Here is a 25,306-nt window from a genome sequence, read left to right as displayed (position 1 = left end):
GGTCAGACACTTGCCGGTCTGAATCCGGCGTGCCTCCGGCACTTAAAAATCGCGCGGCGGGACGCCTGCTCTCCCGCGCTTCCCCTGTGACTAACACCAGCGAATAAGGTACTATCCTCGCCAAACCACCGCCGGGTGTCCCGCCGTTGTGGGCCACGATGTGAGGATGAGAAATTAATGAGTGAACTGACTCAGGATGGTGCAGAGCGTCTTGCCCTGCACACATTCACCGAGAATGCGTACTTAAACTATTCGATGTACGTCATCATGGACCGCGCCCTGCCTTACATTGGCGACGGATTAAAGCCGGTTCAGCGACGTATCGTCTACGCCATGTCCGAACTGGGACTTAGCGCCAGCGCAAAATTCAAAAAATCGGCGCGTACCGTAGGTGACGTGCTGGGTAAATACCATCCGCACGGCGACAGCGCCTGTTATGAAGCGATGGTGCTGATGGCGCAGCCGTTCTCCTACCGTTATCCGCTGGTCGATGGCCAGGGTAACTGGGGGGCACCGGATGATCCCAAGTCGTTCGCGGCGATGCGTTACACAGAATCCCGCCTGTCAAAATATGCCGAGCTGCTGCTGGGTGAGCTGGGTCAGGGGACGGTCGATTATCAGCCGAACTTTGATGGCACGCTGCAGGAGCCGAAGATGTTACCGGCGCGCCTGCCCAATATTCTGCTGAACGGCACCACCGGGATTGCCGTGGGTATGGCGACCGATATTCCGCCGCACAACCTGCGCGAAGTGGCTCAGGCCGCCATCGCACTGATCGACTCGCCGAAAACCACGCTGGAACAGCTGCTGGATATTGTCCAGGGGCCTGATTATCCTACAGAGGCGGAGATCATCACGCCGCGTGACGAGATCCGCAAAATCTATCAGACCGGTCGCGGCTCGATTCGCCAGCGTGCAGTCTGGAAGAAGGAAGAGGGCGAGGCGGTGATTACCGCGCTGCCGCATCAGGTGTCGGGCGCGCGCGTGCTGGAGCAGATTGCGAACCAGATGCGCAATAAAAAGCTGCCGATGGTGGAGGATCTGCGTGATGAATCGGATCACGAGAACCCGACCCGCCTGGTGATCGTTCCGCGCTCCAACCGCGTCGATCTCGATCAGGTGATGAACCATCTGTTCGCCACCACCGATCTGGAAAAGAGCTACCGCGTTAACCTCAACATGATCGGGCTGGATAACCGCCCGGCGGTGAAAAACCTGCATGAGATCCTGACCGAATGGCTAGTGTTCCGCCGAGATACGGTCAAACGTCGTCTGAATCACCGCCTGGATCGCGTGCTGCGCCGCCTGCATATCCTGGAAGGTTTGCTGGTTGCGTTCCTGAACATCGATGAAGTGATCGAGATCATCCGTACTGAGGATGAGCCTAAGCCGGTCCTGATGTCACGCTTTGGCATCAGCGAAACCCAGGCCGAATCGATCCTCGAACTGAAGTTGCGCCACCTGGCAAAACTGGAAGAGATGAAGATCCGTGGCGAGCAGGCGGAGCTGGAAAAAGAGCGCGATCAGCTGCAGGCCACGCTGGCCTCTGAACGCAAGATGAATACCCTGCTGAAAAAAGAGTTACAGGCTGACAGCGCCAGCTACGGCGACGATCGTCGCTCGCCGCTGCGTGAGCGTGAAGAAGCCAAAGCCCTGAGCGAAACCGAGCTGGTGCCGTCTGAACCGGTGACCATTGTGCTGTCGCAGATGGGCTGGGTGCGTAGCGCCAAAGGCCACGATATCGATCCAGCCGGACTCAGCTACAAAGCCGGCGACAGCTATCTGGCTGCGGCACGCGGCAAGAGCAATCAGCCGGTGGCCTTTATCGACTCCACCGGCCGCAGCTACACTCTGGATCCGACGTCGCTGCCTTCAGCGCGCGGGCAGGGCGAGCCGCTGACCGGCAAGCTGACGCCACCGCCGGGTGCGGTAGTTGAACAGGTGCTGATGGAGCCGGATGATCAGCGCCTGCTGATGGCCTCTGATGCGGGTTACGGCTTTATCTGTACCTTCAGCGATCTGGTGTCGCGCAACCGCGCCGGTAAAGCGCTGCTGACGCTGCCGGAAAACGCCCGTGTGATGACGCCGATGGCCGTCCATCATGAAGATGACATGCTGCTGGCGATCACCCAGGCGGGACGGATGCTGATGTTCCCGGTCGGGGAGCTGCCGCAGATGTCGAAAGGCAAGGGCAATAAAATCATCTCGATTCCATCCGCGGAAGCGGCCGCCGGTCAGGACAAACTGGCCTGGCTGATGATTTTACCGCCGGGCAGCGCTATCACGCTGCACGTAGGCAAGCGTAAAATGCTGCTGCGCAGTGAAGAGCTACAAAAATTCCGCGCCGATCGCGGACGTCGCGGCACGCTGTTACCGCGCGGCCTGCAAAAAATTGATCGTGTTGAACTGGATGCGCCTGCGCGTCCGGCGAGCCCGGATAGCGAAGCGTAAACTACCCGGCTGACACCGCGTCAGCCGTGGCTCAATGAGGGAACTATGTTACTGATTCTGCGTGCCATTATTGTCGTCATCTATTCGATCTTAGTCTGTATATCTGGCTGTATCTGGTGTCTGTTTTCACCGCGCAATCCGCGTCATGTCGCCACATTTGGCCATCTGTTCGGCAAACTGTCGACGGTGTTTGGCCTTAAAGTAGAACTGCGCAGACCGGAAGGTGCTGAGAATTATGGTAATGCGATCTACATCGCGAACCATCAGAACAACTACGACATGGTCACCGCGGCTAAAATGGTGCAGCCCTGTACGGTGACGGTGGGCAAGAAGAGCCTGTTGTGGGTGCCATTTTTTGGCCTGCTCTACTGGCTGACCGGTAACCTGTTGATCGATCGCGATGACCGTGCAAAAGCACGCGGCACGATCGGTCAGCTGGTAGATGAGTTTAACAGTAAGCGCATCTCCATCTGGATGTTCCCGGAAGGAACGCGCAGCCGTGGTCGTGGCCTGCTGCCGTTTAAAACCGGTGCCTTTCACGCCGCTGTGGCGGCGGGTGTGCCGATCATTCCGATTGTGGTCTCTAACACGCATGGCAAGATCAACCTCAATCGCTGGAAAAACGGGCTGGTAATCGTTGAGATGCTGCCACCGATTGATGTAAAGGCTTTCGAGTCGTCGTCGGTGCGTAAGCTGGCGACCCACTGTCGCGAACTGATGGCGGCAAAGCTGGAAGAGCTGAACGCCGAAGTCGCAGAACGCGAAAAAAACGGAAATATCTGACCGGCGAACCATTCGCCGAACTATCCTGCAGGGATGCCGCACGGCGGGGCACGTCCGCCCGCCGTGAACGCAGCACAGCAAAAACAGATCAATAAAAACAGGGTCGGCGCCTAGCGCCACGCGTAAAGGGTCAGAAGTTTTATGTCTTTCAGCAGACGTCAGTTCATCCAGCTTTCTGCCGGAGCGGCGCTTAGCGCCAGTGTACTACCTCATGCGGCGCGTGCCGCTTCTTCAGCTAATGGCGATACGCCACTTCCGGTTCCGCCGTTGCTGGAATCCCGTCGCGGCCAGCCGCTGTTCCTGACAATGCAGCGCAGCCACTGGTCTTTTAATGGCGACAACAACAAAGTGCCGGTGTGGGGCATTAATGGCCTCTATCTTGGCCCGACCGTCCGGGTTTACAGCGGCGACGACGTTAAGCTGATCTACAGCAACCGTCTGAACGAGCCGGTCTCCATGACTATCAGCGGCCTGCAGTTGCCGGGCGCGCTGATGGGTGGCGCGCCGCGTATGATGTCAGCCGGTGTCGACTGGTCGCCGGTGCTGCCGATTCGTCAGGCGGCCTCAACCTGCTGGTATCACGCCAACACGCCGAACCGCATGGCTCCGCACATCTATAACGGACTGGCGGGGATGTGGCTGGTGGAAGATGATATTGGCAGGCAGCTGCCGTTGCCGAAGCATTACGGCGTCGATGACTTCCCGATTATCATTCAGGACAAGCGGCTCGATAACTTTGCCACGCCGGTCTATGACCCGCCGCAGGATGGTGGTTTCCTGGGCGACACGCTGCTGGTGAATGGCGTACGCAATCCGTTTGTGGAGGTATCACGCGGCTGGGTGCGTCTGCGTCTGCTGAACGCCTCGAATGCGCGCCGCTATGAGATGGTGCTCAGCGACAATCGCCCGTTTATGGTCATCGCCAGCGATCAGGGCTATCTGCCTGCGCCGGTGGCGGTGCAGCGCCTGTCACTGGCGCCGGGCGAACGCCGCGAAGTGCTGGTGGATATGTCGCAGGGCGATGAAGTGTCGATTACCGCAGGTACGGCGGCGGGCATTATGGATCGGCTGCGCGGTTTCTTTGAGCCATCCTCCATTCTGACGTCAACCCTGATCCTGACGCTGCGGCCAACCGGCTTGCTGCCGCTGGTGACGGATAATCTGCCGATGCGGCTGCTGGCCGATCAGATTCTGGATGGCGTGGCGGTTCGCACCCGTGAATTCCGCATCGGTGACAGCATGCCGGGCATTAACGGCGCGATCTGGGATATGAGCCGCATTGACACCACGGCACAGCAGGGCACCTTTGAGCGCTGGATCCTGCATGCTGACCGGCCACAGTCGCTGCATATCCAGGGCGTGATGTTCCTGATTAAAAGTGTGAATGGTGCACAGCCGATGGGCGAAGATCGTGGCTGGAAAGATACGGTGTGGGTCGATGGCAGCGTGGAACTGATGGTCACCTTCCCGCAAAGTTCGTCAGATCACTTCCCGTTCGTCTACTACAGTCAGACGCTGGAACTGGCCGACCGCGGTACTGCCGGTCAGCTGGTGGTGCAGCCCAGCGCATAACAGCGCGGTCAGGCAGGGAGAGCCCGCCTGACCGCGTTAATCGTTAGCTGCCCCAGCCGCAGGGCAGATAAGGTGAGCTCACCTGGTGACGCCCAGCCTTAGTTAAAGGTTTCCGGATCCGGCCCCAGACGATTGCCGCTGTCCAGCTTGGCAATATCGCTCACTTCATGCTTGTCCAGACGGAAGTCGAACACCTTAAAGTTCTCTTCAATGCGGGCTGGTGTCACCGACTTCGGAATCACCACCAGGCCGCTATCCAGATGCCAGCGGATTACGATCTGTGCCGGCGTCTTGCCATATTTCTTCGCCAGCGACTTGATTATCTCCTGATCGAAGACCCCTTTGCCGCCCTGCGCCAGCGGACTCCAGGATTCTGTCTGGATCTGATGCAGTGCGTTCCACGCATGCAGCGTGCGCTGCTGTAGCATCGGGTGCAGCTCAATCTGGTTCACCACCGGCGTGACACCGGTTTCATCCAGCAGTCGCTTCAGATGCGCCTCATGGAAGTTACAGACGCCGATACTTTTAGTCAGCCCCTGCTGCTGCAATTCAATCATCTTCTTCCAGGCATCGACATAATTGTCTTTTTCCGGGCACGGCCAGTGCATCAGATAGAGATCAACCTGCTCCAGTTTCAGTTTCTCCAGGCTGGTTTCCATCGCCTGCTGAACGTTCTGCTGATCGTCGTTCCAGAGTTTGGTGGTCACGAAAATCTCTTCTCGCGGCACGTCAGTTTCCTGCAGTGCCTGGCCAATCGCCTCTTCATTCTTATAGGCGGCGGCGGTATCGATTGAGCGATAGCCGACCTCCAGCGCTTTCAGCACCGCATGACGTGCATCTTCAATGCTGGCCTGCCACACACCGAGTCCGAGTTGCGGCATCATATTGCCATCGCGCAGTTTGATAATGGGTTGGTCTGCCATAGTTGCTCCTTTCCGTTGCGGTTAATCCGTGAGATTTCACTGTGCTTAAGTCTAGCCAACAATTCTCAGCCTGCTTAGCTGAGGCAACAACAGTGGTTCTGCCGCCATGCCCGATCCGGTAAATTTCTTGCCTGATTCTCCAGGCTGCTGGTGATTCAGGCATTCGCACGGCACACTGGTTTTTTGCCCGTAAAAGGAGTCGCTATGGCGCACGATGCCCTGTGTCACCGGCTGGCGCAGCAGGTCGTCACATTAATGACCCATGGTCACGACCGTCTTTGTCCGGTCGAAAATGTGTCGCTGATTTACGCTAATCAATATCGTCCCCGTACGCCGATGATGTATCAGCCCGGCATTGTGATCCTGTTTCAGGGCAGCAAAACCGGCTATCTCGGCAGCACGGTGTTTCAGTATGACGCCAGCAAGTACCTGATGCTCACGGTGCCGCTGCCGGTGGAGTGCGAAACCTGGGCCTCGCCAGAGGTGCCGATTGCCGGGCTGTGTCTTAATGTCGATACCGCCAGCCTGCAGGATCTGCTGATTGAAATCGGCGATGACGATCAGTTCCAGCCGCAGCCGCAGACCTCAGGGATCCACTCGGCGTGGCTGACGGAACCGATGCTGTGTGCCGCTGAGCGGCTGCTTGATGTGATGACCCAGCCACGCGATGCGCGGGTGCTGGGGCCGCACATCGTGCGGGAGATTATCTACTACGTGCTGACTGGCCCGATTGGTGGTGCGCTGCTCTCACTGGTGAGCCGACAGACGCAATTCAGCCTGATCGCGCGTGCCCTGCGACGGATTGAGAATCACTATGCGGAAAACCTCAGCGTCGATGCGCTGGCGGCGGAAGTAAACATGAGCGTTTCAGCCTTTCATCATAACTTTAAAGCGGTTACGCAGACCTCGCCCCTGCAGTATCTCAAGCGATATCGCCTGCATCAGGCGCGATTGCTGATGCTGCACGATGGACTGAAAGCGAGTGCGGCGGCGGTGCGGGTTGGCTATGAAAGTCCCTCACAGTTTTCGCGGGAATTTAAGCGCTATTTTGGCGTGACGCCGGGGGAAGAGGTGAATCGTGTGCGGCAGACAGTAGCGGATCCGTCCGCCTGAGTGGCGGCGGATCCTGATGCTACGCGCTGACGTCAGGCCTGTTTCTGCCGACGCTTTTTCCAGATAACCAGAATGCTGCCGAACAGCCCGAGAAACAGCAACACCATCGGCAGTATCATCAGGATCGCCATCACCTGATCTTCATGACGCTTGATGAACGGCACCTGGCTGATGCCATAGCCAAACGTCACGACGATGCCGACCCACAGCACGCCGCTGAGCCAGTTGAACAGTTGAAAGCGACCGTTCTGTAAGCCCGCAATGCCCGCCATGGTCGGCAGGATCGTCCGGATGAAGGCCAGAAAACGGCCGACCAGCAGCGCCATCAGGCCGTGACGGTTAAACATATTCCACGCGCGCTGGTGATACTGCGCGGGCAGATGCATCAGCCAGCTCTTCACCAGCCGGGTATTCCCCAGCCAGCGACCCTGCAGATAGCTCAGCCAGCAGCCCAGGCTGGCGGCGGTGGTGAGGATCACCATCGTCGGCACAAAATCCATCACCCCTTTTGCCACCATCGCACCCGCCAGCAGCAGCAGGCTGTCGCCCGGCAGGAAAGAGGCGGGTAACAGCCCATTTTCCAGAAACAGCGTCAGGAACATCACGCCGTACACCACCCACACCACATCCGGATTTGCCAGCGCGGCAAAATCCTGATGCCAGAGCGCGTGGACAATCTCGTGTAAAACACCCATTTGCTATTCCATCACGTCACAAGGAACTATCCGTCTGCATTCAGGCAATCGGTCGCGGCGCTGCGCAATAAATGCAGCGACCTCACTGATGACCTGAACGGTCTGGGATAAATTTTAACAATAAATGAGCAGCAGCCCGGCAAACTCTGCGGGTGGCCGCTACCCGGTTCATCTTCTGTTTAGCGTCTGTTTATTTTTTGCCTGAGTTTATTAACGCGTCAGGCGCGCAAAACCGGCGTCCAGGTCAGCCAGCAGATCGTCAACGTGCTCCAGACCAATATGCAGTCGCACCAGCGTACCGGTGAAGTCGACTCCACCCGCCGGACGAATCGCGGCCAGCTCTTCCGGCTGATTCGCCAGGATCAGCGATTCATAGCCGCCCCAGGAGTACGCCATGCTGAAATGATGGAAGTGATCGAGATATTCCGTCAGCTGGGGCGCGCTGAGTTTTTCCTGCAGGATAAAAGAGAACAGGCCGCTGCTGCCGTTAAAATCACGCTGCCAGAACTGATGACCTTTGCTCTGCGCCAGCGCCGGGTGATTAACCCGCGCCACTTCGGGACGCGCTGCCAGCCACTCTGCCACCTGAATCGCGCTCTCTTCATGCTGACGCAGACGGGTGCCCAGCGTGCGCAGCCCCCGGCTCGCCATGTAGGCGGTGTCGGCATCGACCATCTGACCCATCAGATAGGAGTTCTCGCGCAGCTGATCGATACAGCGCGCATTGGCGACCGCCGTGCCGATCATCGCATCGCTGTGACCAATCAGATATTTGGTGCCCGCCTGAATCGAAATATCGATGCCGTGCGCCAGCGCATCAAATAAAATACCGGCCGCCCAGGTGTTGTCGATCATGATGATCGCCTCGGGCGCTTTGGCGCGAACCGCCGCCACAATCGCCGGAATATCCTGAACTTCCATCGTGATAGAGGCCGGTGATTCCAGGAAAACGACCCGGGTATTGGGCTGCACCAGCTCACCGATTTCACTGCCGATGCAGTGATCGAACCAGCCCGTTGAAACCTGCAGCTTAGTCAGGATTTTAGTACAGAAATCCTGGGTCGGTTCATAGACTGCGCCACTCATCAGCACGTGGTCGCCCGCCTCGACAAACGCCAGAATCGCGTTCGCCACGGCAGCCGCGCCGCAGGGGTAGAGCACACAGCCTGCGCCGCCTTCCAGCTCCGTCATCGCATCCTGCAGTGCAAAGTGCGTCAGGGTGCCACGACGGCCATAAAAGAGTTCGCCTTTTGCCCGACCGGCGGTGGCGCGTTTCTTCTCCGCGACCGTATCAAAAACCAGCGAGGAGGCCCGTTGAATCACACTGTTCACCGAGCCCTGGGTATAACGCTTGCTGCGTCCTGCACTGACGAGCGTGGTATCAATTTTTCTGGTGGTCATGAGTCGCCTTTGCCGCTTCTGACTAAGCCCTCACGTTACCACGAAACGACCAGCAGGGTTGAGACTCAATGGTGATTATCAGAGTGCTTCGCAGGATGAAAATCGGGTCCGCCACCGGACCCGATTTTGCCGACGCTACATCACGCCCATCAGGCGCGGTAACCAGAGGGAGATGGCGGGAATATAGGTAATCAGCATCAGCACGATAAACAGCATGCCGTAAAACGGCAGCATGGCTCTGACCACCTGCTCGATTTTCTGCTTACTGACCGCACTGGCGACAAACAGTACCGTACCGACCGGCGGGGTGATCAGGCCGATCCCGAGGTTGGTCAGCATGATCATGCCAAAGTGAACCGGATCGACGCCAAGCGCGGTGGCGACCGGCAACAGCACCGGCGTCATGATCAGGATCAGCGGTGCCATATCCATCAGCGTTCCCACCACCAGTAGCAGGATGTTGATACACATCAGGATCACATATTTGTTATCAGAGAGGCTGGTGAACGCCTCGGTGATAATCGTCGGCAGTTGCATAAAGGTCATCACCGCGCCGAATCCGGCCGCGAAGGCGATCAGCACCATCACGATGGTGACGGTTTTAATGGTGCGGAACAGCAGGATATGCAGCTGGTTCCATTTAAAGTCACGGTAGATAAACATGGTGACGAAAAAGGCCCAGATACAGGCGATCGCGGCGGACTCCGAGGCGGTAAAGATGCCGGAGAGAATGCCACCCATAATGATCACCACGGTAAACAGGCCCCAGAACGCGTCGAAGAAGATTTTCAGCGCCTGACGAAACGGAATACGTTCTCCTTTGGGATAGCCGCGTTTATGGGCAAAACCCAGGCACATTATCATCAGGCAGCCACCCAGCAGCAGGCCAGGAAAGATACCGGCAACAAACAGCGAGGAGATGGTCACCATGCCGCCGGTCGCCAGCGAGTAAATCACCGAGTTGTGGCTGGGTGGCGTCAGCACCGCCTGCACTGAGCCGCTGGCGGTGACGGCGGCGGCGAAATCACGCGGATAGCCTTTCTCCTCCATCTGCGGAATCATCACCGAGCCTATCGAGGCGGTATCCGCCACCGATGAGCCGGAAATCGCGCCAAAGAAGGTGGAAGCGACAATGTTCACCAGCGACAGGCCACCGCGGATAAAGCCGACAAAGATATAGGCGAAGTTGACCAGCCGCCGGGCAATCCCACCCTCCGCCATAATCGCACCCGCGAGAATAAAGAACGGGATAGTCAGCAGCGAAAATTTGTTAATGCCGTTGGTCACCTGAATCACCACCGCTTCCAGCGGCAGATCGATCCACCAGGCGCCAATAAAGGCGCTCAGCCCCACCGCAAAGGCGACCGGAAAACCCACCATCAGCAACACCAGCAAACTGCCTATCAAGATCAATGCATCCATTTTTCTGCTCCGCGTTAGTGGGTGCCGCCCAGCGTGACAATCGGCCGCTGGCTCTGATCGCCTGTCAGCAATCGCTCAACAACAAACAGCAGGGTGAAGATCGCGCCAATCGGAATCGGCAGATACATCTCGCCGTAAGTCACTGCCGGTAATGAAGCGAGCGTCTGCACCCACATCGCTTCGCACAGGCTGTAACTGGCCTGAAAGATCACCAGACAGGTGATAATCATCAGCAGATCGCTGACGCGCAGCATCAGGCGCTGTCGGGCGGGTGACAGGCGATCGGTGACCATGGAAACGCAGATATGCGTTCCGGCCCGCAGTCCGACCGGTGCGCCAATAAACGTAAAAATGATCATGCAGATAATGGCCACCGGTTCCGGCCAGGAGAGCGCACCGTTCATCACGTAGCGGGCGAAGATCCCGATCGGGATCACCGTCACCATAATCATCAGTGCCACGGCGGCCACCAGCATGCAGAGCAGATAGAGCCCATCCATCAGACGTGTATAAGCAGCCATAATTGATACCTGATTAAGCACGCCACACGGCAGTGTGGCGCAGAAGGGTTATTTCACCTCAGCGATCCGGGTCATCAGATCCTGATATTTTCCGCCAAACTGATCGCGCACCGGCTGGGTCGCTTTGACGAAGTAGTCGCGGTCGGTCTGCTGGAAGGTGACGCCACCCGCCTTCATTTTGGCGATCGACTCTTCGGTATAGGTCGCCCAGAGCTGGCGCTCCTCATCCTGCGCCTCTTTGCCGAGCTTCTTCAGCAGCGCCTGATCCTCAGGTTTCAGGCGATCCCAGGCGCGTTTTGAAAACAGGATCATCTCTGGCTGGATAAAGTGGCCGCTGAGGGTGTAGTACTTCGCCACCGGCATATAGTTATGGGCGACAAAGGTCGGTGGATTGTTCTCGGTGCCATCGACCACGCCGGTCTGCATCGCACTGAACACTTCACTGACGCCCATCGCCACCGGATTCGCGCCCATCGCTTTCAGCGTCGCCAGCGAGATGGCGCTGTTCTGCACCCGGATCTTCATGCCTTTCAGATCTTCCGGTTTTGCCAGCGGCTTCTTGGTGATCATGTTGCGCTCACCGGCATCGGTCCAGCCCAGGAACACCATGCGGGCGTTGGGATCTTTATCGAATTTGTCGGCAATCTCGCGGCCTATCTCGCCATCCAGCACTTTGTGCATGTGGTCAATGTCGCGGAAAATGTAGGGCAGGGTCAGCACGCTGGTTTCCGGGGCGATCGAGGTGACTGGCGCCAGCGACACACGGATCATGTCGATTGCGCCCAGCTGCACCTGTTGCAGCGTCTGATCTTCGTCCCCCAGCACGCCACCGGCGAAGAGCTTCATCTCCAGCCGTCCATCGGTGGCCTGTTTGAGTTTGTCGCCCATGTGCTGCAGGGCGACGACGGTCGGATAACCGGCAGGCTGGACTTCAGCCACTTTGATCACCTGTGCCGTGGCGGTGGCGCTCATCATCATCGCCGCCAGGGCACTGGCCAGGCATGTTTTCGTCATTCTCATTATTTTGTCTCCCGCTGAGGTAGGACGGCGTCCGGCGTCGGGGGCTAACCGGAGAGAACCGTGTGGAGCCAGCATAGTGAAAACGCGCGCCAGTAAAATGCGGCAATGCTGATTGAATGAATGCCATCACATTTTGAAACGTTGTTTTAATAAATTTTCATGCAACTTCACATTTTCGAAACATCCTTGTCAAAAGTGTTTAAACCTGGTCAATTGCGGGTAAATGGCGGCGATCAGCTTTGTAAATACTAATGAGAACTACTATCAATTCGCCGTCGTTTTGCTATTATTCGCGCTTGTCTCGCATCCCTGAATCAGAAGTTGGAGAAGCAGCGTGGTAGCCAGTGATTTGATGCAAACGGACCTCTCCGTTTGGGGCATGTATCAACATGCCGATATCGTGGTAAAGGTGGTCATGATTGGCCTGTTATTGGCCTCAGTGGTGACCTGGGCGATCTTCTTCGGCAAATACGCCGAACTCAGCGCCGCTAAGCGCCGCCTGAAGCGCGAGCATCTGGCGCTGGGCGAAGCCCGCAATCTGAATGACGCCGCCCGCATTGCCCAGTCGTTTACCGGTCACAGCCACAGTGTGGTGCTGCTGAATGATGCGCAGAATGAGCTTGAACTGTCGGCTGGCGTGGAAGATACCAACGGGATTAAAGATCGCACCAGTTTCCGCCTTGAGCGCCGCGTCGCTGCGTTCAGCCGCCATGCAGGCCGGGGCAATGGCTTCCTGGCGACCATCGGTTCGGTTGCGCCGTTTATCGGCCTGTTCGGCACCGTATGGGGCATCATGAACAGCTTTATCGGCATCGCTAAAACCCAGACGACGAACCTGGCGGTTGTTGCACCGGGTATCGCCGAAGCGCTGCTGGCAACCGCGATTGGCCTGATCGCTGCGATTCCGGCGGTGGTGATCTACAACGTCTTTGCCCGCATGATCGCCAACTACAAAGCCTCACTGGGTGATGTCGCCGCTCAGGTGATGCTGCTGCAGAGCCGTGATATCGATCTGGGCACCGTCGCAACTGATGTTCCGCGTCCTGCGACGGCTCAGAAACTGCGCTTAGGGTAAGTTCTTATGGCAATGCGATTAAACGACGATCTGGAAACGGATGGTGAAATGCATGAGATCAACGTGACGCCGTTTATCGACGTCATGCTGGTTCTGCTGATCATCTTTATGGTGGCCGCGCCGCTGGCCACGGTCGACGTACGCGTCAATCTGCCCGCCTCAACCAGCGCGCCGCAGCCGCGTCCGGAAAAGCCGGTTTACCTGTCGATTAAAGCGGATAAGCAGCTTTACGTCGGTAACGATCAGGTCACGCCGGAGTCGCTGGTTAACGTGCTGACTAACCAGACCCAGGGCAATAAAGAGACCACCATTTTCTTCCAGGCGGACAAGTCAGTCGATTATGAAACGCTGATGAGCGTGATGGATAAGCTGCGCACGGCGGGCTATCTGAAAATTGGTCTGATGGGCATGGAAACCGTGAAGAAATAGCGGGTTATCCGGTTCAAAAAAAAGGCGACTGTTCAGGTCGCCTTTTTTTATGGCTGCTCTCCAGCCCTATAAAATCAGGCAAATCAGGGCCAGGGTAATCACTTATGCTCCTCGAACTGACTTGTTAATTAGTTGTTACTTATGTACATGGGTTTGTAAAGTGCAATGGTGAGCCAGGTCACATTAATCCCGCATCAGGCAGGCTAAAACGGCTAAAAAACAACAGGAAGCCGTTATGAGTCACACCCCGTCTTTACAAAAGCCGCCGAAAAGTGCCGCCCGAACCATCTTCACCGTCACCAGTGGTAACTTCCTGGAGATGTACGATTTTATGGTGTTTGGCTACTACGCTACTGCCATTTCAAAAACCTTCTTTCCCGGCGATGACCCGTTTGCCTCCCTGATGCTGACCCTGATGACCTTTGGTGCCGGCTTCCTGATGCGCCCGCTGGGGGCGATCATCCTCGGTGCCTACATCGACCATCATGGTCGTCGTAAAGGGCTGCTGCTGACGCTGGGCTTAATGGCGATGGGCACCCTGACCATCGCGCTGGTGCCGGGCTACGCCACCCTGGGCGTGGCAGCGCCGATTCTGATCCTGCTGGGACGGCTGTTGCAGGGCTTCTCGGCGGGCGTGGAGCTGGGTGGCGTGTCGGTCTATCTGGCCGAAGTCGCGCCCAAAGGACGCAAAGGCTTTTTCGTCAGCTGGCAGTCGGGCAGCCAGCAGATTGCGGTGATCTTTGCTGCTCTGCTGGGTCTGATGCTGAATCATCTGCTGGCGAAAGAGGCGGTGACGGAGTGGGGCTGGCGTATCCCGTTTGTGATCGGCTGTCTGATTGTGCCGTTCCTGTTCTATATCCGCCGGATGCTGGAAGAGACCGAGGCGTTCAGCAAACGTAAACATCATCCGAGCATGACGGAAATCATGCGGTCTGTCGCCAGCAACTGGGCGCTGGTGCTGGCGGGGATGCTGATGGTGGTCACCACCACGGTGATGTTCTACATGATCACCGCCTTTACCCCGACCTTTGGTAAAACGGTGTTGATGATGAGTGACAAGCAGGCGTTCCTGGTGACGCTCTGCGTCGGTGTCTCAAACCTCATCTGGCTGCCGCTGATGGGGGCGTTGTCGGACCGCGTCGGACGCCGTCCGCTGCTGATCATTTTTACCCTGCTGATGATTGTCACCACCTGGCCGGTGCTGCACTGGCTGGTGGGATCGGCCAGCTTCGCCCACCTGCTGGAAGCGGAACTCTGGCTGTCGTTTCTCTATGCCAGCTATAACGGTGCGATGGTGGTCTATCTGGCGGAGATCATGCCTGCGGAGGTGCGCGCCGCCGGTTTCTCCATGGCTTACAGCCTGGCGACGGCGCTGTTTGGCGGCTTTACGCCTGCCATCTCCAGCTACCTGATCCATGCCACCGGTGACAAAGCGATGCCGGGCGTCTGGCTGACCTTTGCCGCAGTCTGTGGGTTAATCGGCACGTTGCTGATTGGCCGGATGGTGAAGCAGTATCAGGCCCGTCACAGCGGCACGCCGGTCAGTGCTTCACTCTAAAACGACAAATCGACCACCACGCTGTCGCTGTAGTTTCCGGCTGGCGGCGTGTTCTGCGTGGTCAGGATGCGCGCGGTGTAGTTAAAACCGCGCGTCAGTCCATCCGTGGATACCGCCGTCGAGGTGGTACTGCTCCAGCGTTCAGTGCCTGCCGATCCCCAGCGATTGCTGGTGGTACTTTTATAAATTTCATAGCTCAGCCGATTCGCGCCGCTCGTCATATTCCTGACGCTGCCCACCGGATAACTGCCATTGCTCAGCCCGACGGTATAGGTGCTGCCTTTGCTGCACAACACATTGATGGTCTGTGACACGGCGGAGAAGCTGCCGACCAGCGGCGCGCTGCCAAAGCTTATATTCGGCGCGGTGATGGTGGTGCAGTCATTGGTAAGAATGGCGGTGATATTAATCGGGATGACACCGCTGCCGTTCTGCTCGCTTAAACAGATATTGCCAATCGCAACGCTGGTGCAGATGCGATAAGTCACGGCCATATTCAGCGTCAGCTGATAGGTCCCGGCGGCGACCACCTGACCGGGAACGGTGCGCAGATAAACCGGGATGGCGAAGTTAAGGCTGCCCAGCAAACCCGCCAGGTTGATCAGGGTCTGCGAACCATAGACAAATGGCGTGCCGCCAATCGTCAGTTCGGTAGCGCAGGCCGTGTCGGTGCAGAGCCGCACCGGCACATTATCGCTGCCGGTATCACCGCTGCGTTTCAGCGTACCGCGCGTGCCGTTGCTATTGGTCGCGCCCGTCAGCTGAAAGGTGATCTGGTTATTGCCCAGCAGCGACAGCCCGGCGCCCGCGCCACAGTTGACGTTGGCATTCGTGGTGGTGGAACTGACGGTGGTGTTAGCCACAAAGGTTGTGACTGAACCGAAACTGGCAGTCGATGCGGGCAGGGCGCAGGCGGCGTAGCCCAGCGACGGCAGTAACAGCAGCAGGCCAGCCAGTATCACAGATTTCATCATGGTCGGTTTCCGGACGTAAAAGATTCAGCGGGAGAGGGGGCGCTGCCTGCTGCAGGGGCGGGCAGCGCACAGGTCAGGGGGCCGTAAGTTTTCAGCGCCTGCGGCTGACCGCTGGCGATGCGCAGTTCGGTTTCGCACTGGCGGCCATCGGGCGTCACCACCTGCATCGGGTTACTGGCGGTGAGATCTTCCATCCAGACGATGCCATCCCAGCCGACATACTCGGTGGGATGATCGGGACGCTGCACCAGGCTTGATACCGGCAGCGGCTGGCCCTGCGCATCGACCAGGATTACGCTGGCTGAGCGCAGTTTCTCCACCGGGAAGTTGAGCAGATAGCCGCTCTGGCGTTTCACCGCAAAGCGCTGCTCAACCCGTGGCGTGGTCATATCTGCCGGCAGGTCGAGGGTGTCGATATCATATTTGGCCGGGTAGTAGCTGCTGATGGCAGGCACCAGCAGATAGCCCTGTTGATTGGTGCGTCCCATCGACTGATTCTCGTAGCGCACGTTAACGTCGGGATAGTTGGTCTTCACCAGCACAAAGGCGTCGTTGATCTCGTTAGCGGCAAAGACGCTGTTGTCCATTAACACCAGCGCACCCGAGAGATCGGCCCACTGGGTGAGGTTGTCATCATCGCCATAGAAGCCCGCTGAGGTATCAATCTGGTTGTTGCGATAGCGCAGACTGCCCTGACGATAATCGCCGCTGTCTCCGCTCTGATTCGCCCAAGAGGCATCCCAGGCGAACCCGCCGTCGCTGGGCATGGCGCGTGAGGCATAAACGCGCTGACTGTCGCGGCCACGCTGGTCGCGTTCGTTGCTGAGGGCAACGCTGCCCTGTTCACCAAACGGGATCACCAGCGAGATTGCACCGGTCCAGCTTTTCTCCTGCTGATCGCGGCTGGCCGAGACATACAGACTGCTGTTACCCCACAGATTTTTACTCCATGAGAGGTTCCACAGCCGGGTGCGATCGCCCTGACCGTCGGTGATGTCGATGAAAGCGGCGCCGACGCTGCCAAAGCGGTTCAGCGAGACGCTGGCGCTGTACTGAGCACTGCGGCGTGAGAGTGCGTAGCGGCTATCCGCCTGGCTACCGGCACGGCTGCCGACCAGCGCCAGATTGCCGAAGTCGCTGCTGCGCTGGGTCTGTTGAGTGCCGATGTTGAACCAGCGGTTGTTGTACTGATATCCCCAGCTATATTGCCTGCCGCTCTCGCCATCGAGCTGACTTTGCGCCACCGCGCCGTTGACCACGCCCCAGCTGCCGACGCGCAGCTGACCACCCAGCCCGCCCATCGCCAGCGTTTCGCTGCCTTCGGCGTGGCTCTCCAGCGTCAGCCAGTCGGTCATACCGTAACGATAAGAGCCGCTGGCCGCTGCCTCACCATAATCGAAGTTCTTTATGCCATAGTTTTCGCGGATTGCCCCGGCAGAGAAGGCGTAATCCGACAGCCCCGATTTCAGCAGGTTACTGGAGACGTAAAACGGCATGGTGGTGGTGACACGGCGGCCAACCGCATCGGTGGTGGTGATCACGGCATCACCCGCGCCGTTAACGAATGGCACATTGGTCATCGACCAGGGGCCAGGCTGCACGTTCGCCTGGCTGGAGCGATAGCCGTTGATAAAGAGATCGACGGTGGAAGGCACGGCGGCCTGACCGGAAAAGGCGGGCAGCGGATAGGTCACCAGATCGGGACGGACGCTGAAGTCGCGACCGACGCGGATGCCACCGAGCCGCACGCTGCTGCTCCAGGCCAGCGAGTCGGTGACCAGATCGCCGACTCGCCAGCTTACCGCCGCATTCTCATCTTCATTGCTCCACCAGGTGTCGTAGCGGATATAGCCATCATCCTGATAAGTCGTACTGCCTTCCAGCTGCTGTTGCCAGACGCCGTTAGTGGAGAAATGACCGGCATCACCAAACAGCCTTAGTTCGTTCCAGGCGGACAGGCGGGAGCCACTGTTATCCGTGCGGCTGGCGTAAAGATCATAATTAATCAGCGCGCCGCTGCTGGTACGGCCCGGATAGCGCGGTCCGTTCTTCGCCTCGCCAATCACCTGACCGGGCAGCCACTCAGGCGGTACGGTCAGCAGCAGACGCTGTCGCGCAGCGTCATACTCCACTTTGATGGGTTGCAGGCTGCTGACATCGACCTGCGTCTGCTGGCCCAGCTTATCCGCTGGCAGGCCGGCACGCTGCAGATCGCCACTGCGAATCCAGAAATGACCGTCGCGCTGCTCTGCCGGCACAATATTGCCGTTCTCCTGCTGGTTAATCACCAGCTCCAGCATATATTGCTGACCGTTGCTGCTGGTCTGCAGGCTGGGCGGCGGAGGCAGGGATGAGTAAGTCTCCGCCAGCACAGGATCCGGCGTAAAAGCGTAAATAACGCTGGCCACGGCCAGCGCGCAGGGATGCAGGGAAAACGGTCTCATTCAGCGCTTACTTCTGGGCAGCGCTGCGCCACTGGCTCTTGTTAACCTCTGCGGTGAGTTCGCCGCTCACCGGCGAGGTGAGCGGCCAGCGGTGATAGCTGTCAGCCAGCACATAGCCGTATAAGCCTTCGCCCAGTTTGCGACCGCCAATCGCCACATTGCTCAACCGGGCGTGACCGCTGCCGCTGTTGGTTAACTGGAGCCAGCGCCTGCCGCCCTCGCTGACCTGTTGCCAGCGCAGAGCCGGGCGAGCGCTGTCTGTGTTCAGCCCGGTACCATAAACAAACAGCGGCACCGAATAGCGCATCTGGAAGGTCAGCCCGGCCTGATTCTCGCCGGGATTACGCGGGGTCGGGATCTCATCCAGCACCACCCGATAGGCCAGCTCTTTACCGGCCGCAGGCGGCGTCTGTTTAATCAGCCTGACCAGCTGTTTCTGGCCTGGCTCCATCCGCACCATTGGCGGGCTGGCGACTACCTGCTGCTGAGTCTGATACTGCTCCTGGCCATTGTTCTGCTGCCAGCTGAAGACGCGGATCTGCATCATGGTGGTGCTGTTACCGCGATTCTCCAGCCAGAGTTCGCTGGCTTTCTCTTCAGGATTAATGGCGGGATCGATGGGCCAGATCATGACCGAATTCGCGGCGAAGGCCGGGGAGAGCAGGGTGGAACTTAGCAGCAGCAACAGGGCGCGCAGTGGCTTCATGATCATATCCTTGTTTTCTATCACCTCACCAGCTCAGGGTGACGGTCAGCGTGTCGGTATAAACGCCGGCGCGCGCAGTGCCGGGCAGTTGTAGCTGACCGTAGATCGGCAGCGTAATATTATTGGCATTGCTATAACTCAGCGGCACCGCCTGGTTCACCGGGATCACCGTGGTGCGGCTGGCGTTGCTAAAGAGCGTGTAGGGAACGGTGTTGCTGAAATTGGGCAGCTTCAGGTTACGGGTCGTGGTGAAATTGTTGCCCTGATTAATGCTCATGCTCAGCGTGGTGCCCGGCGTACAGGCGAGATTAATCGAGGTGCTCTGCAGATAGCTGGCGTTGACGGTATTCGCCGCCACGCCAGACTGCGTACCGAAATTAAGCGTGCCAAAGACGCCGGTATTGGTACCGGATATCACGCAGCCTGCCACAATCGACGCGGTAACCTGGAAGGTGCTGGTTGGCAGACTCCAGGCGCTGATACTCCCTGTCAGCAGGGGCAGACCGCATGCGATCGTCAGGCAGGATCGCCAGAGAACCACCCGTATTTACCTGCGACAGCAGTTAATAGTTCACGGCAACGTTAATCGTGTCGGTATAGGTTCCGGCAGGGATCAGGGGATTGAAGCCGCCGCCGACCACCCGGCCATAGATGGCGTAGTTGGTCCCCAGCGTCGGATCGGTGGTACCGCTGGCGGCGATAGGCGTATTGTTGGCGATCGCCGTGGTAAAGGAGGCATCACTGTAGAGGGTATAGGCGATGCCCTGCGCATTATCCGATCCCAGCACCAGATAACGCGGCGATGCAGAGGCGGTGCCGTAGATGGTCGCCGGTGCAGTATTGCTGCTGGTGACCACCACGTTGTAATCCTGACCAGTGGTGCAGCGCACAAAAATACCGTTACCAGCCGCACCGACCAGTGTGGCGTTCAGGGTATCGAAAGTGGCTGCGCTGCTACCAAAGTTCAGGGTACCGAAGTTAACGCCCGCCGTAGCCGACTGGCCGTTCACCAGACAACCGGTGGTCAGGGTTAACGTGGCATTAATGGTTCCCGAGGTCGTCGCCGCCTGGGTTAATGACGGAATAGCGACAGTTAATCCTGCAGCGGCAAACAGAAAAAGCTTGAGTTTCATAATATTTCCTTACGGATTATCCAGAGTCAGTGCTTTTTCACCCGGTGTTTATTAACGATTCAACCCAAAATAAAGGAAATAAAATAACAAGGGAGGCAGTGCCGCTATCTTAAGAAAAATCTTAGACTTAAGAATGCTGATTTATATCAGTTTTACTTACTATAGATCAGTTAAAGCGTTACGCGAAGCCTTGCTATTTATTTTTGATTAATCAAAACGTCACTCCGGCCGATAACCCAGTAACAGCAAGGCGCGAAGACGAGGCGATAAAACAAAATTCTTTGTTTTTTCGGTATCTGGCATGCTTTCTGCTTCGGTGATATGTTCCTGTACCAATCAGACATAATAACGGTTTACCGGCTTGCTCTGCGGGCGGTTAATAAGATGCAGGTTATAAATGGCCAGCGTCGGCGGGCGCGTTTTGCCCGGCCTTCAGGACCATAAAATACCGAAATTTAATCACTTTCACCCATCGGGTGTTTTCAGATCACTTATCAGACTGTACACAGCACCCGTTTCTCCGCGGGTGGTGAGGAGTTGCACATGTTGCCTGTCACCTGGGATAGCGTCCTGATCTGCGTTTCGCTGATCGTGGTGTTCATTGCCTCTTTTACAGCCCTGGATACTGCCGGACGGGTAGCGGTATCCCGTGGCTGGAGCGCCCGGTTCTGGCTGTTGGTGGGCGGCATCGCAATGGGGATTGGCGTCTGGGCAATGCACTTTATCGGGATGCTGGCGATGATGATGCCGATGATGATGCGCTATGACACGCGACTGACGATCCTCTCGCTGCTGGTGGCGATCCTGGCGTCTGTGCTGGCTTTTGGCCAGACGGTGGGTGGCCTGCATCTCACCCGCCAGCGGCTGCTGCGCGGCACGCTGATCCTGGGCGCGGGTGTGGTGGTCATGCACTATCTTGGTATGTATGCCCTGCTGATTGAACCGCAACCGGAGTGGAATGCGCTGCTGGTGGCGCTCTCTGTGCTGATTGCGTTTGCGGCCTCTGGCCTGGCGCTGTGGCTGGCCTTTCATCTGCGCCAGGGCGATCATCATCTGATGCTGATGCGCGGGCTGGCCTCTCTGGTCATGGGCATCGCCATCGCCGGTATGCACTATGTGGGTATGGCGGCAGCAGAGTTCAGCCACAGCAGTATGATGCAGCCGCACGGCGTCAGTAATGCGGGCCTGGCGGTGTGGGTGACGCTGATTACCCTGACTATTCTGGGTATCACTCTGCTGAGTTCGATGCTGGATGCGCAGCTGCGCGCCGCGCGTCTGGCGACCCGCCTCAATCGCGCTAACCAGGAATTGCGTCAGCTGGCGATGCATGACAACCTGACCACGCTGCCCAATCGTGTAATGCTGGAGCAGCAGCTCGATCTCGCCATTAAACAGGCGATGCTTAATGAGCATCGCTTTGCCGTGATCTATATGGATCTCGATGGCTTTAAAGCGGTCAATGACACATGGGGACATCACGTCGGTGACCGGTTGCTGGTGGCAGTGGCGGAACGGCTTTGTAGCCAGCTCAGCAACACGATGCTGCTGGTGCGTCTGGGAGGCGATGAATTTGTGCTGATGGCTGAGTGCGATATCAGCGCAGCCCGCCAGCTGGCGCAAAAACTGGTTAAAGTTATCAGTTCGCCGTTTGAACTTGACCGCTATGTGCTGCACGTTTCACTCAGCGCGGGCATTGCGATCTTTCCGCTGCACGGTCGCAACCGGCAGGAGCTATTGTTTAATGCTGATGCGGCGATGTATCACACCAAACACAGCGGACGAAACGGCTGGTGCCTGTTTGAACCAGCCATGAGCGCCGCGACGCAGCATCAGCTGGAGCTGGCGAACGATCTGTGGGAGGCGATAGAGCGCGAGCAGATGCGGCTATTCTATCAGCCGAAATTCTGTTCAGGCGGCACCAGGTTAATGGGATTCGAAGCGTTGTTGCGCTGGCAGCATCCGCAGCGCGGTTTACTGACGCCTGAGCTGTTTCTGCCGCGCGCCGAAAAAACTGGTCAGATTATTGCGCTGGGTAACTGGGTGATCGGGGAGGCCTGCCGTCAGCTCAGGATATGGCACAGCCAGGGCCACAGTGACTGGACAGTATCGGTGAATCTCTCCGCGTTGCAGTTTCACCAGCGTGATTTGCTGACTATCCTGACGCAGACCCTGGCGCGTAACCAGTTGCCAGACAGCGCGCTGATGCTGGAGATCACTGAAGCGATTGCCATGCGCGATCCCGCTTTCAGCCAGCAGCGCATTCGTGAATTGCAGCAGGCGGGTGTCAGCGTCGCGATTGATAACTTCGGCATCGGTTATGCCAACCTGCTGCATCTCAAAGATCTGGATGCCAGTGAACTCAAAATTGATCGCAGCTTTATCAACTGTCTGCGGCCCGGCAGTGAAGATGCGACCGTAGTCAGCGCCATGCTGACCCTGGCGCAGAGCCTCAATCTGCGCATGGTGGCGGAAGGGGTGGAGACTGAAGAGCAGCAGCATTTGCTCACCAGCTTAGGCTTTGATGCGTTGCAGGGCTATCTGCTGGGCAAGCCGACGCCAGCGGACCGGGTTGAGGCGCTGAGTTTTCCCTCACTGCGACAGCCGGTGGCGTCACTGTCCGGCTGATAGCGCTGACAGCAACGATAGATTTCATCACTCAGAATGAGTGGAAGGATGCAGGGTTCGCGGCTCATTAACCGCCGGGCTGTGCCGATAACTAAGAGAATAATTTTAAAACCCTCTGCCCAACCACAAGCTCTGCTTTCGCGGGAATGCACTATGTTAGCGACCTCATACGACTCTTTTATCGTCATCGTCTCCGTTCTTGTCGCGATGCTGGCTTCGTTCACCGCCTTAGATATGGCGGGACGGGTGGTGCATTCAACCGGCAAAGTTGCGCTGGTCTGGCTGTTCGGCGGCGGTTTTTCCATGGGCATCGGCATCTGGGCGATGCACTTTATCGGCATGCTGTCGATGAACATGGAGATGGTCATGAGCTACAACGCCGGGCTCACCGCCTTTTCTGCGGCCATCGCGGTTTGTGCGTCGATATTTGCGCTGTGGCTGGTCTGCAATGGCGATCTGCCTTTGCCGCGCCTGGCGGGCGGCGCGCTGATCCTCGGCAGCGGCGTAGTCGCGATGCACTACACCGGCATGGCGGCGCTGATGTTCTCCCCCGGTATCGTCTGGAAATGGGGCTGGGTGGCGCTGTCGGTGGCGATCGCCCTGGCCGCCTCTGGCACCGCGCTGTGGCTGGCGTTTAACCTGCGGGAAGGACAGACCAGTCGGGTCACCCTGCTGCGCATTGGCGCATCGGTGGTGATGGGCTGTGCTATTGCCGGCATGCACTACACCGGCATGATGGCGGCAGAGTTTCCCGTCCACAGTCATCCGGCCGGGCAGGGCGTCAACAGCAACTGGCTGGCGATTCTGGTCACGGTGGTCACTATTTCGATTCTGGGCATTACCTTGCTGGTGTCGATGCTGGATGCGCGGATGCAGGCGCGTACCTCGATTCTCGCCAGTTCGCTGGCTGAAGCCAATCGCGAGCTGGCACAGCTGGCGCTGCACGACAACCTGACGCGGCTGCCCAACCGCATCCTGCTGGAGGATCGACTGGAGCAGGCGATCAACAAAGCGAACCGTGAGCAGAGGCAGTTTGCCCTGATGTTTATGGACCTCGATGGGTTTAAGGCGGTCAACGACGCGTTCGGGCACCACATTGGCGACAGTCTGCTGGTCGGCGTGACCGAGCGCATGAGCGAGCAGATGACCGGCTACTTTACGCTGGCGCGGCTCGGCGGTGATGAGTTTGTGCTGCTGGTGGAGATCGACGATCCCAATGATGCGGCGGCCATCGCCGATAAGCTGGTCAAAGCGGTGGATCGTCCGTTTGATATCTCACGCTATGAGCTGGTGGTATCGCTGAGTCTTGGCATCGCGGTCTATCCCGGCGATGGCGTGGATGAGCGCGAACTGATGTTCAACGCCGATGCGGCGATGTACCACACCAAAAATAATGGCCGCAACGGCTACACCTTCTTTCAGCCTTCTATGAACATTCAGGCCCAGAGCCAGCTTCAGCTGAATAACGATCTCTGGCAGGCGCTGGATCATGATGAACTGCGCCTGTTCTATCAGCCAAAATATTGCGCGCCGAGCGGTCCGATTCTCGGTTTTGAGGCGCTGCTGCGCTGGCAGCATCCGCAGCGCGGCCTGCTGTCGCCCGATAAATTTCTGCCAATGGCAGAAAAGACCGGAATGATTGTCAATATCGGCAACTGGGTAATTCATGAAGCCTGTCGCCAGCTGCGCCAGTGGCATCTGCAGGGCCATCCGCACTGGTCGGTGGCGGTGAACCTGTCGGCGTTGCAGTTTGAGCAATCGAATCTGGTGAAGACGGTGGTGGATGCGCTGGAAAAACATCAGATTCCGGCCGAACTGCTGACGCTGGAGGTGACGGAAACCACCGCGATGCGCGATCCCGATGAGAGCGTGCGTATTCTGACTGAGCTGACCCAGCTCGGGGTGAAAGCTTCAATTGATGACTTTGGCACTGGCTACTCCAGCCTGCTCTATCTGAAACGGCTACCGGCCAGTGAACTCAAGATTGACCGGGCCTTTGTGAACGAGCTGCAGCATCACACAGAAGATGCCACCATCGTGTCGGCGATAGTGGCGCTGGCGCAGTCGCTGCAATTGAAAGTGGTGGCCGAAGGCGTTGAAACCGCTGAGCAGCAGGCCTTCCTGACCAGCCTGGGCTGTAATACGCTGCAGGGCTATCTGCTGGGCAAGCCGGTTCCCCCGGAGCGGGTGCCGGAGCTGGCTGATTATGTGGTGGCAGAAATTGAAGAGGCAATTGCGGAAGTGAGTCTTAATGCCGAAGCCGAAGCCGAAGCCGAAGCCGAAGCCGAAGCCGAAGCCGAAGCCGGGCAGCCGCTGACGCCGCAGGTCGCTGTGATCTGACCTGCCTGAAGCCGTGAAGAATCAGCGCAATCGGATAAAGCGATTCGCGCCGCCTGTCATTGGTCGCCGTGCGTGGTAAAGTCTCGCGGTCAGACTATTCACGGTCAAACAAGGAGAGGTC

Annotated in this window: 20 protein-coding genes; 9 read left to right on the top strand and 11 right to left on the bottom strand. The window is 57.9% G+C overall.

Features of this window, described 5'->3' with window-relative positions; all coding sequences use genetic code 11:
• The first annotated feature begins 177 nt into the window (after nucleotides 1-177).
• From parC to ftsP, 3 genes are all read left to right on the top strand, one after another.
• Entirely contained in the window at nucleotides 178-2,451 is a 2,274-nt protein-coding gene (gene parC, locus AC6I8B_RS16370) for a DNA topoisomerase IV subunit A (RefSeq protein ID WP_010671122.1), read from the top strand.
• Nucleotides 2,452-2,496: 45 nt separating this feature from the next.
• On the top strand, nucleotides 2,497-3,234 hold the full coding sequence (locus AC6I8B_RS16365) for a 1-acylglycerol-3-phosphate O-acyltransferase (protein WP_010671121.1): 738 nt from the start codon (nucleotides 2,497-2,499) through the stop codon (nucleotides 3,232-3,234).
• Between the two features lie 141 nt (nucleotides 3,235-3,375).
• Nucleotides 3,376-4,806, top strand: a complete 1,431-nt coding sequence (gene ftsP / locus AC6I8B_RS16360; protein WP_010249023.1) for a cell division protein FtsP — start codon at nucleotides 3,376-3,378, stop codon at nucleotides 4,804-4,806.
• Nucleotides 4,807-4,904: 98 nt separating this feature from the next.
• On the opposite strand, the gene dkgA is transcribed toward ftsP, so the two are convergent.
• Entirely contained in the window at nucleotides 4,905-5,729 is an 825-nt protein-coding gene (dkgA, locus tag AC6I8B_RS16355) for a 2,5-didehydrogluconate reductase DkgA (RefSeq protein WP_010249022.1), read from the bottom strand.
• A gap of 204 nt (nucleotides 5,730-5,933) precedes the next feature.
• On the opposite strand from dkgA, the gene AC6I8B_RS16350 reads away from it, so the two are divergent.
• Nucleotides 5,934-6,842, top strand: a complete 909-nt coding sequence (locus tag AC6I8B_RS16350; protein WP_010249021.1) for an AraC family transcriptional regulator — start codon at nucleotides 5,934-5,936, stop codon at nucleotides 6,840-6,842.
• Nucleotides 6,843-6,874: 32 nt separating this feature from the next.
• On the opposite strand, the gene AC6I8B_RS16345 is transcribed toward AC6I8B_RS16350, so the two are convergent.
• The 5 genes from AC6I8B_RS16345 to AC6I8B_RS16325 form a co-directional block, all read right to left on the bottom strand.
• Nucleotides 6,875-7,537 (bottom strand): DedA family protein, encoded by a 663-nt coding sequence (locus AC6I8B_RS16345; RefSeq protein ID WP_010249020.1) that lies wholly within the window; start codon nucleotides 7,535-7,537, stop codon nucleotides 6,875-6,877.
• Nucleotides 7,538-7,747: 210 nt separating this feature from the next.
• A complete protein-coding gene (gene metC, locus AC6I8B_RS16340; RefSeq protein WP_157353697.1) occupies nucleotides 7,748-8,938 on the bottom strand; it encodes a cystathionine beta-lyase in 1,191 nt (396 codons plus the stop codon).
• A 135-nt stretch (nucleotides 8,939-9,073) separates the two neighbouring features.
• Nucleotides 9,074-10,360: a TRAP transporter large permease gene (locus AC6I8B_RS16335; RefSeq protein WP_497817527.1), complete on the bottom strand. Its 1,287-nt coding sequence runs from the start codon at nucleotides 10,358-10,360 to the stop codon at nucleotides 9,074-9,076.
• Nucleotides 10,361-10,374: 14 nt separating this feature from the next.
• Nucleotides 10,375-10,881 carry a TRAP transporter small permease gene (locus tag AC6I8B_RS16330; protein WP_010249016.1) on the bottom strand — a complete coding sequence of 169 codons (507 nt, stop codon included), beginning with the start codon at nucleotides 10,879-10,881 and terminating at the stop codon, nucleotides 10,375-10,377.
• Nucleotides 10,882-10,929: 48 nt separating this feature from the next.
• Entirely contained in the window at nucleotides 10,930-11,901 is a 972-nt protein-coding gene (locus AC6I8B_RS16325) for a TRAP transporter substrate-binding protein (protein WP_010249015.1), read from the bottom strand.
• 352 nt (nucleotides 11,902-12,253) lie between these two features.
• Between AC6I8B_RS16325 and exbB the strand changes: the two genes are divergently transcribed.
• From exbB to AC6I8B_RS16310, 3 genes are all read left to right on the top strand, one after another.
• On the top strand, nucleotides 12,254-12,976 hold the full coding sequence (gene exbB / locus AC6I8B_RS16320) for a tol-pal system-associated acyl-CoA thioesterase (RefSeq protein WP_022623877.1): 723 nt from the start codon (nucleotides 12,254-12,256) through the stop codon (nucleotides 12,974-12,976).
• Between the two features lie 6 nt (nucleotides 12,977-12,982).
• Nucleotides 12,983-13,405, top strand: a complete 423-nt coding sequence (gene exbD, locus AC6I8B_RS16315; RefSeq protein WP_010249013.1) for a TonB system transport protein ExbD — start codon at nucleotides 12,983-12,985, stop codon at nucleotides 13,403-13,405.
• A gap of 235 nt (nucleotides 13,406-13,640) precedes the next feature.
• A complete protein-coding gene (locus AC6I8B_RS16310) occupies nucleotides 13,641-14,963 on the top strand; it encodes an MFS transporter (RefSeq protein ID WP_061703105.1) in 1,323 nt (440 codons plus the stop codon).
• On the opposite strand, the gene AC6I8B_RS16305 is transcribed toward AC6I8B_RS16310, so the two are convergent.
• From AC6I8B_RS16305 to AC6I8B_RS16285, 5 genes are read right to left on the bottom strand one after another with little or no spacing between them, the layout of a single operon-like run.
• On the bottom strand, nucleotides 14,960-15,937 hold the full coding sequence (locus AC6I8B_RS16305; RefSeq protein WP_497817526.1) for a Csu type fimbrial protein: 978 nt from the start codon (nucleotides 15,935-15,937) through the stop codon (nucleotides 14,960-14,962). The two genes, AC6I8B_RS16310 and AC6I8B_RS16305, sit on opposite strands and share 4 nt — an antisense overlap.
• Nucleotides 15,934-18,381, bottom strand: coding sequence for a fimbria/pilus outer membrane usher protein (locus AC6I8B_RS16300; RefSeq protein ID WP_497817525.1), 2,448 nt, complete (start codon nucleotides 18,379-18,381; stop codon nucleotides 15,934-15,936). Before AC6I8B_RS16300 ends, AC6I8B_RS16305 begins: the two co-directional genes overlap by 4 nt.
• Before the next feature lie 7 nt (nucleotides 18,382-18,388).
• A complete protein-coding gene (locus AC6I8B_RS16295; protein WP_010671112.1) occupies nucleotides 18,389-19,087 on the bottom strand; it encodes a fimbrial biogenesis chaperone in 699 nt (232 codons plus the stop codon).
• Nucleotides 19,088-19,112: 25 nt separating this feature from the next.
• Nucleotides 19,113-19,607: a Csu type fimbrial protein gene (locus AC6I8B_RS16290; RefSeq protein ID WP_154210535.1), complete on the bottom strand. Its 495-nt coding sequence runs from the start codon at nucleotides 19,605-19,607 to the stop codon at nucleotides 19,113-19,115.
• A gap of 43 nt (nucleotides 19,608-19,650) precedes the next feature.
• A complete protein-coding gene (locus tag AC6I8B_RS16285; protein WP_010249006.1) occupies nucleotides 19,651-20,220 on the bottom strand; it encodes a spore coat protein U domain-containing protein in 570 nt (189 codons plus the stop codon).
• 543 nt (nucleotides 20,221-20,763) lie between these two features.
• Here AC6I8B_RS16285 and AC6I8B_RS16280 point away from each other — a divergent pair.
• A complete protein-coding gene (locus tag AC6I8B_RS16280; RefSeq protein WP_497817524.1) occupies nucleotides 20,764-22,845 on the top strand; it encodes a putative bifunctional diguanylate cyclase/phosphodiesterase in 2,082 nt (693 codons plus the stop codon).
• Nucleotides 22,846-22,998: 153 nt separating this feature from the next.
• Nucleotides 22,999-25,185 (top strand): putative bifunctional diguanylate cyclase/phosphodiesterase, encoded by a 2,187-nt coding sequence (locus AC6I8B_RS16275; protein WP_497817523.1) that lies wholly within the window; start codon nucleotides 22,999-23,001, stop codon nucleotides 25,183-25,185.
• Nucleotides 25,186-25,306 lie beyond the last annotated feature (121 nt).

Source organism: Pantoea sp. X-Soil-ISGK-285 (assembly GCF_059730815.1).
The sequence above is the reverse complement of the archived record's forward strand: the minus strand, read 5'-3'. Positions and strand labels throughout refer to the sequence as shown.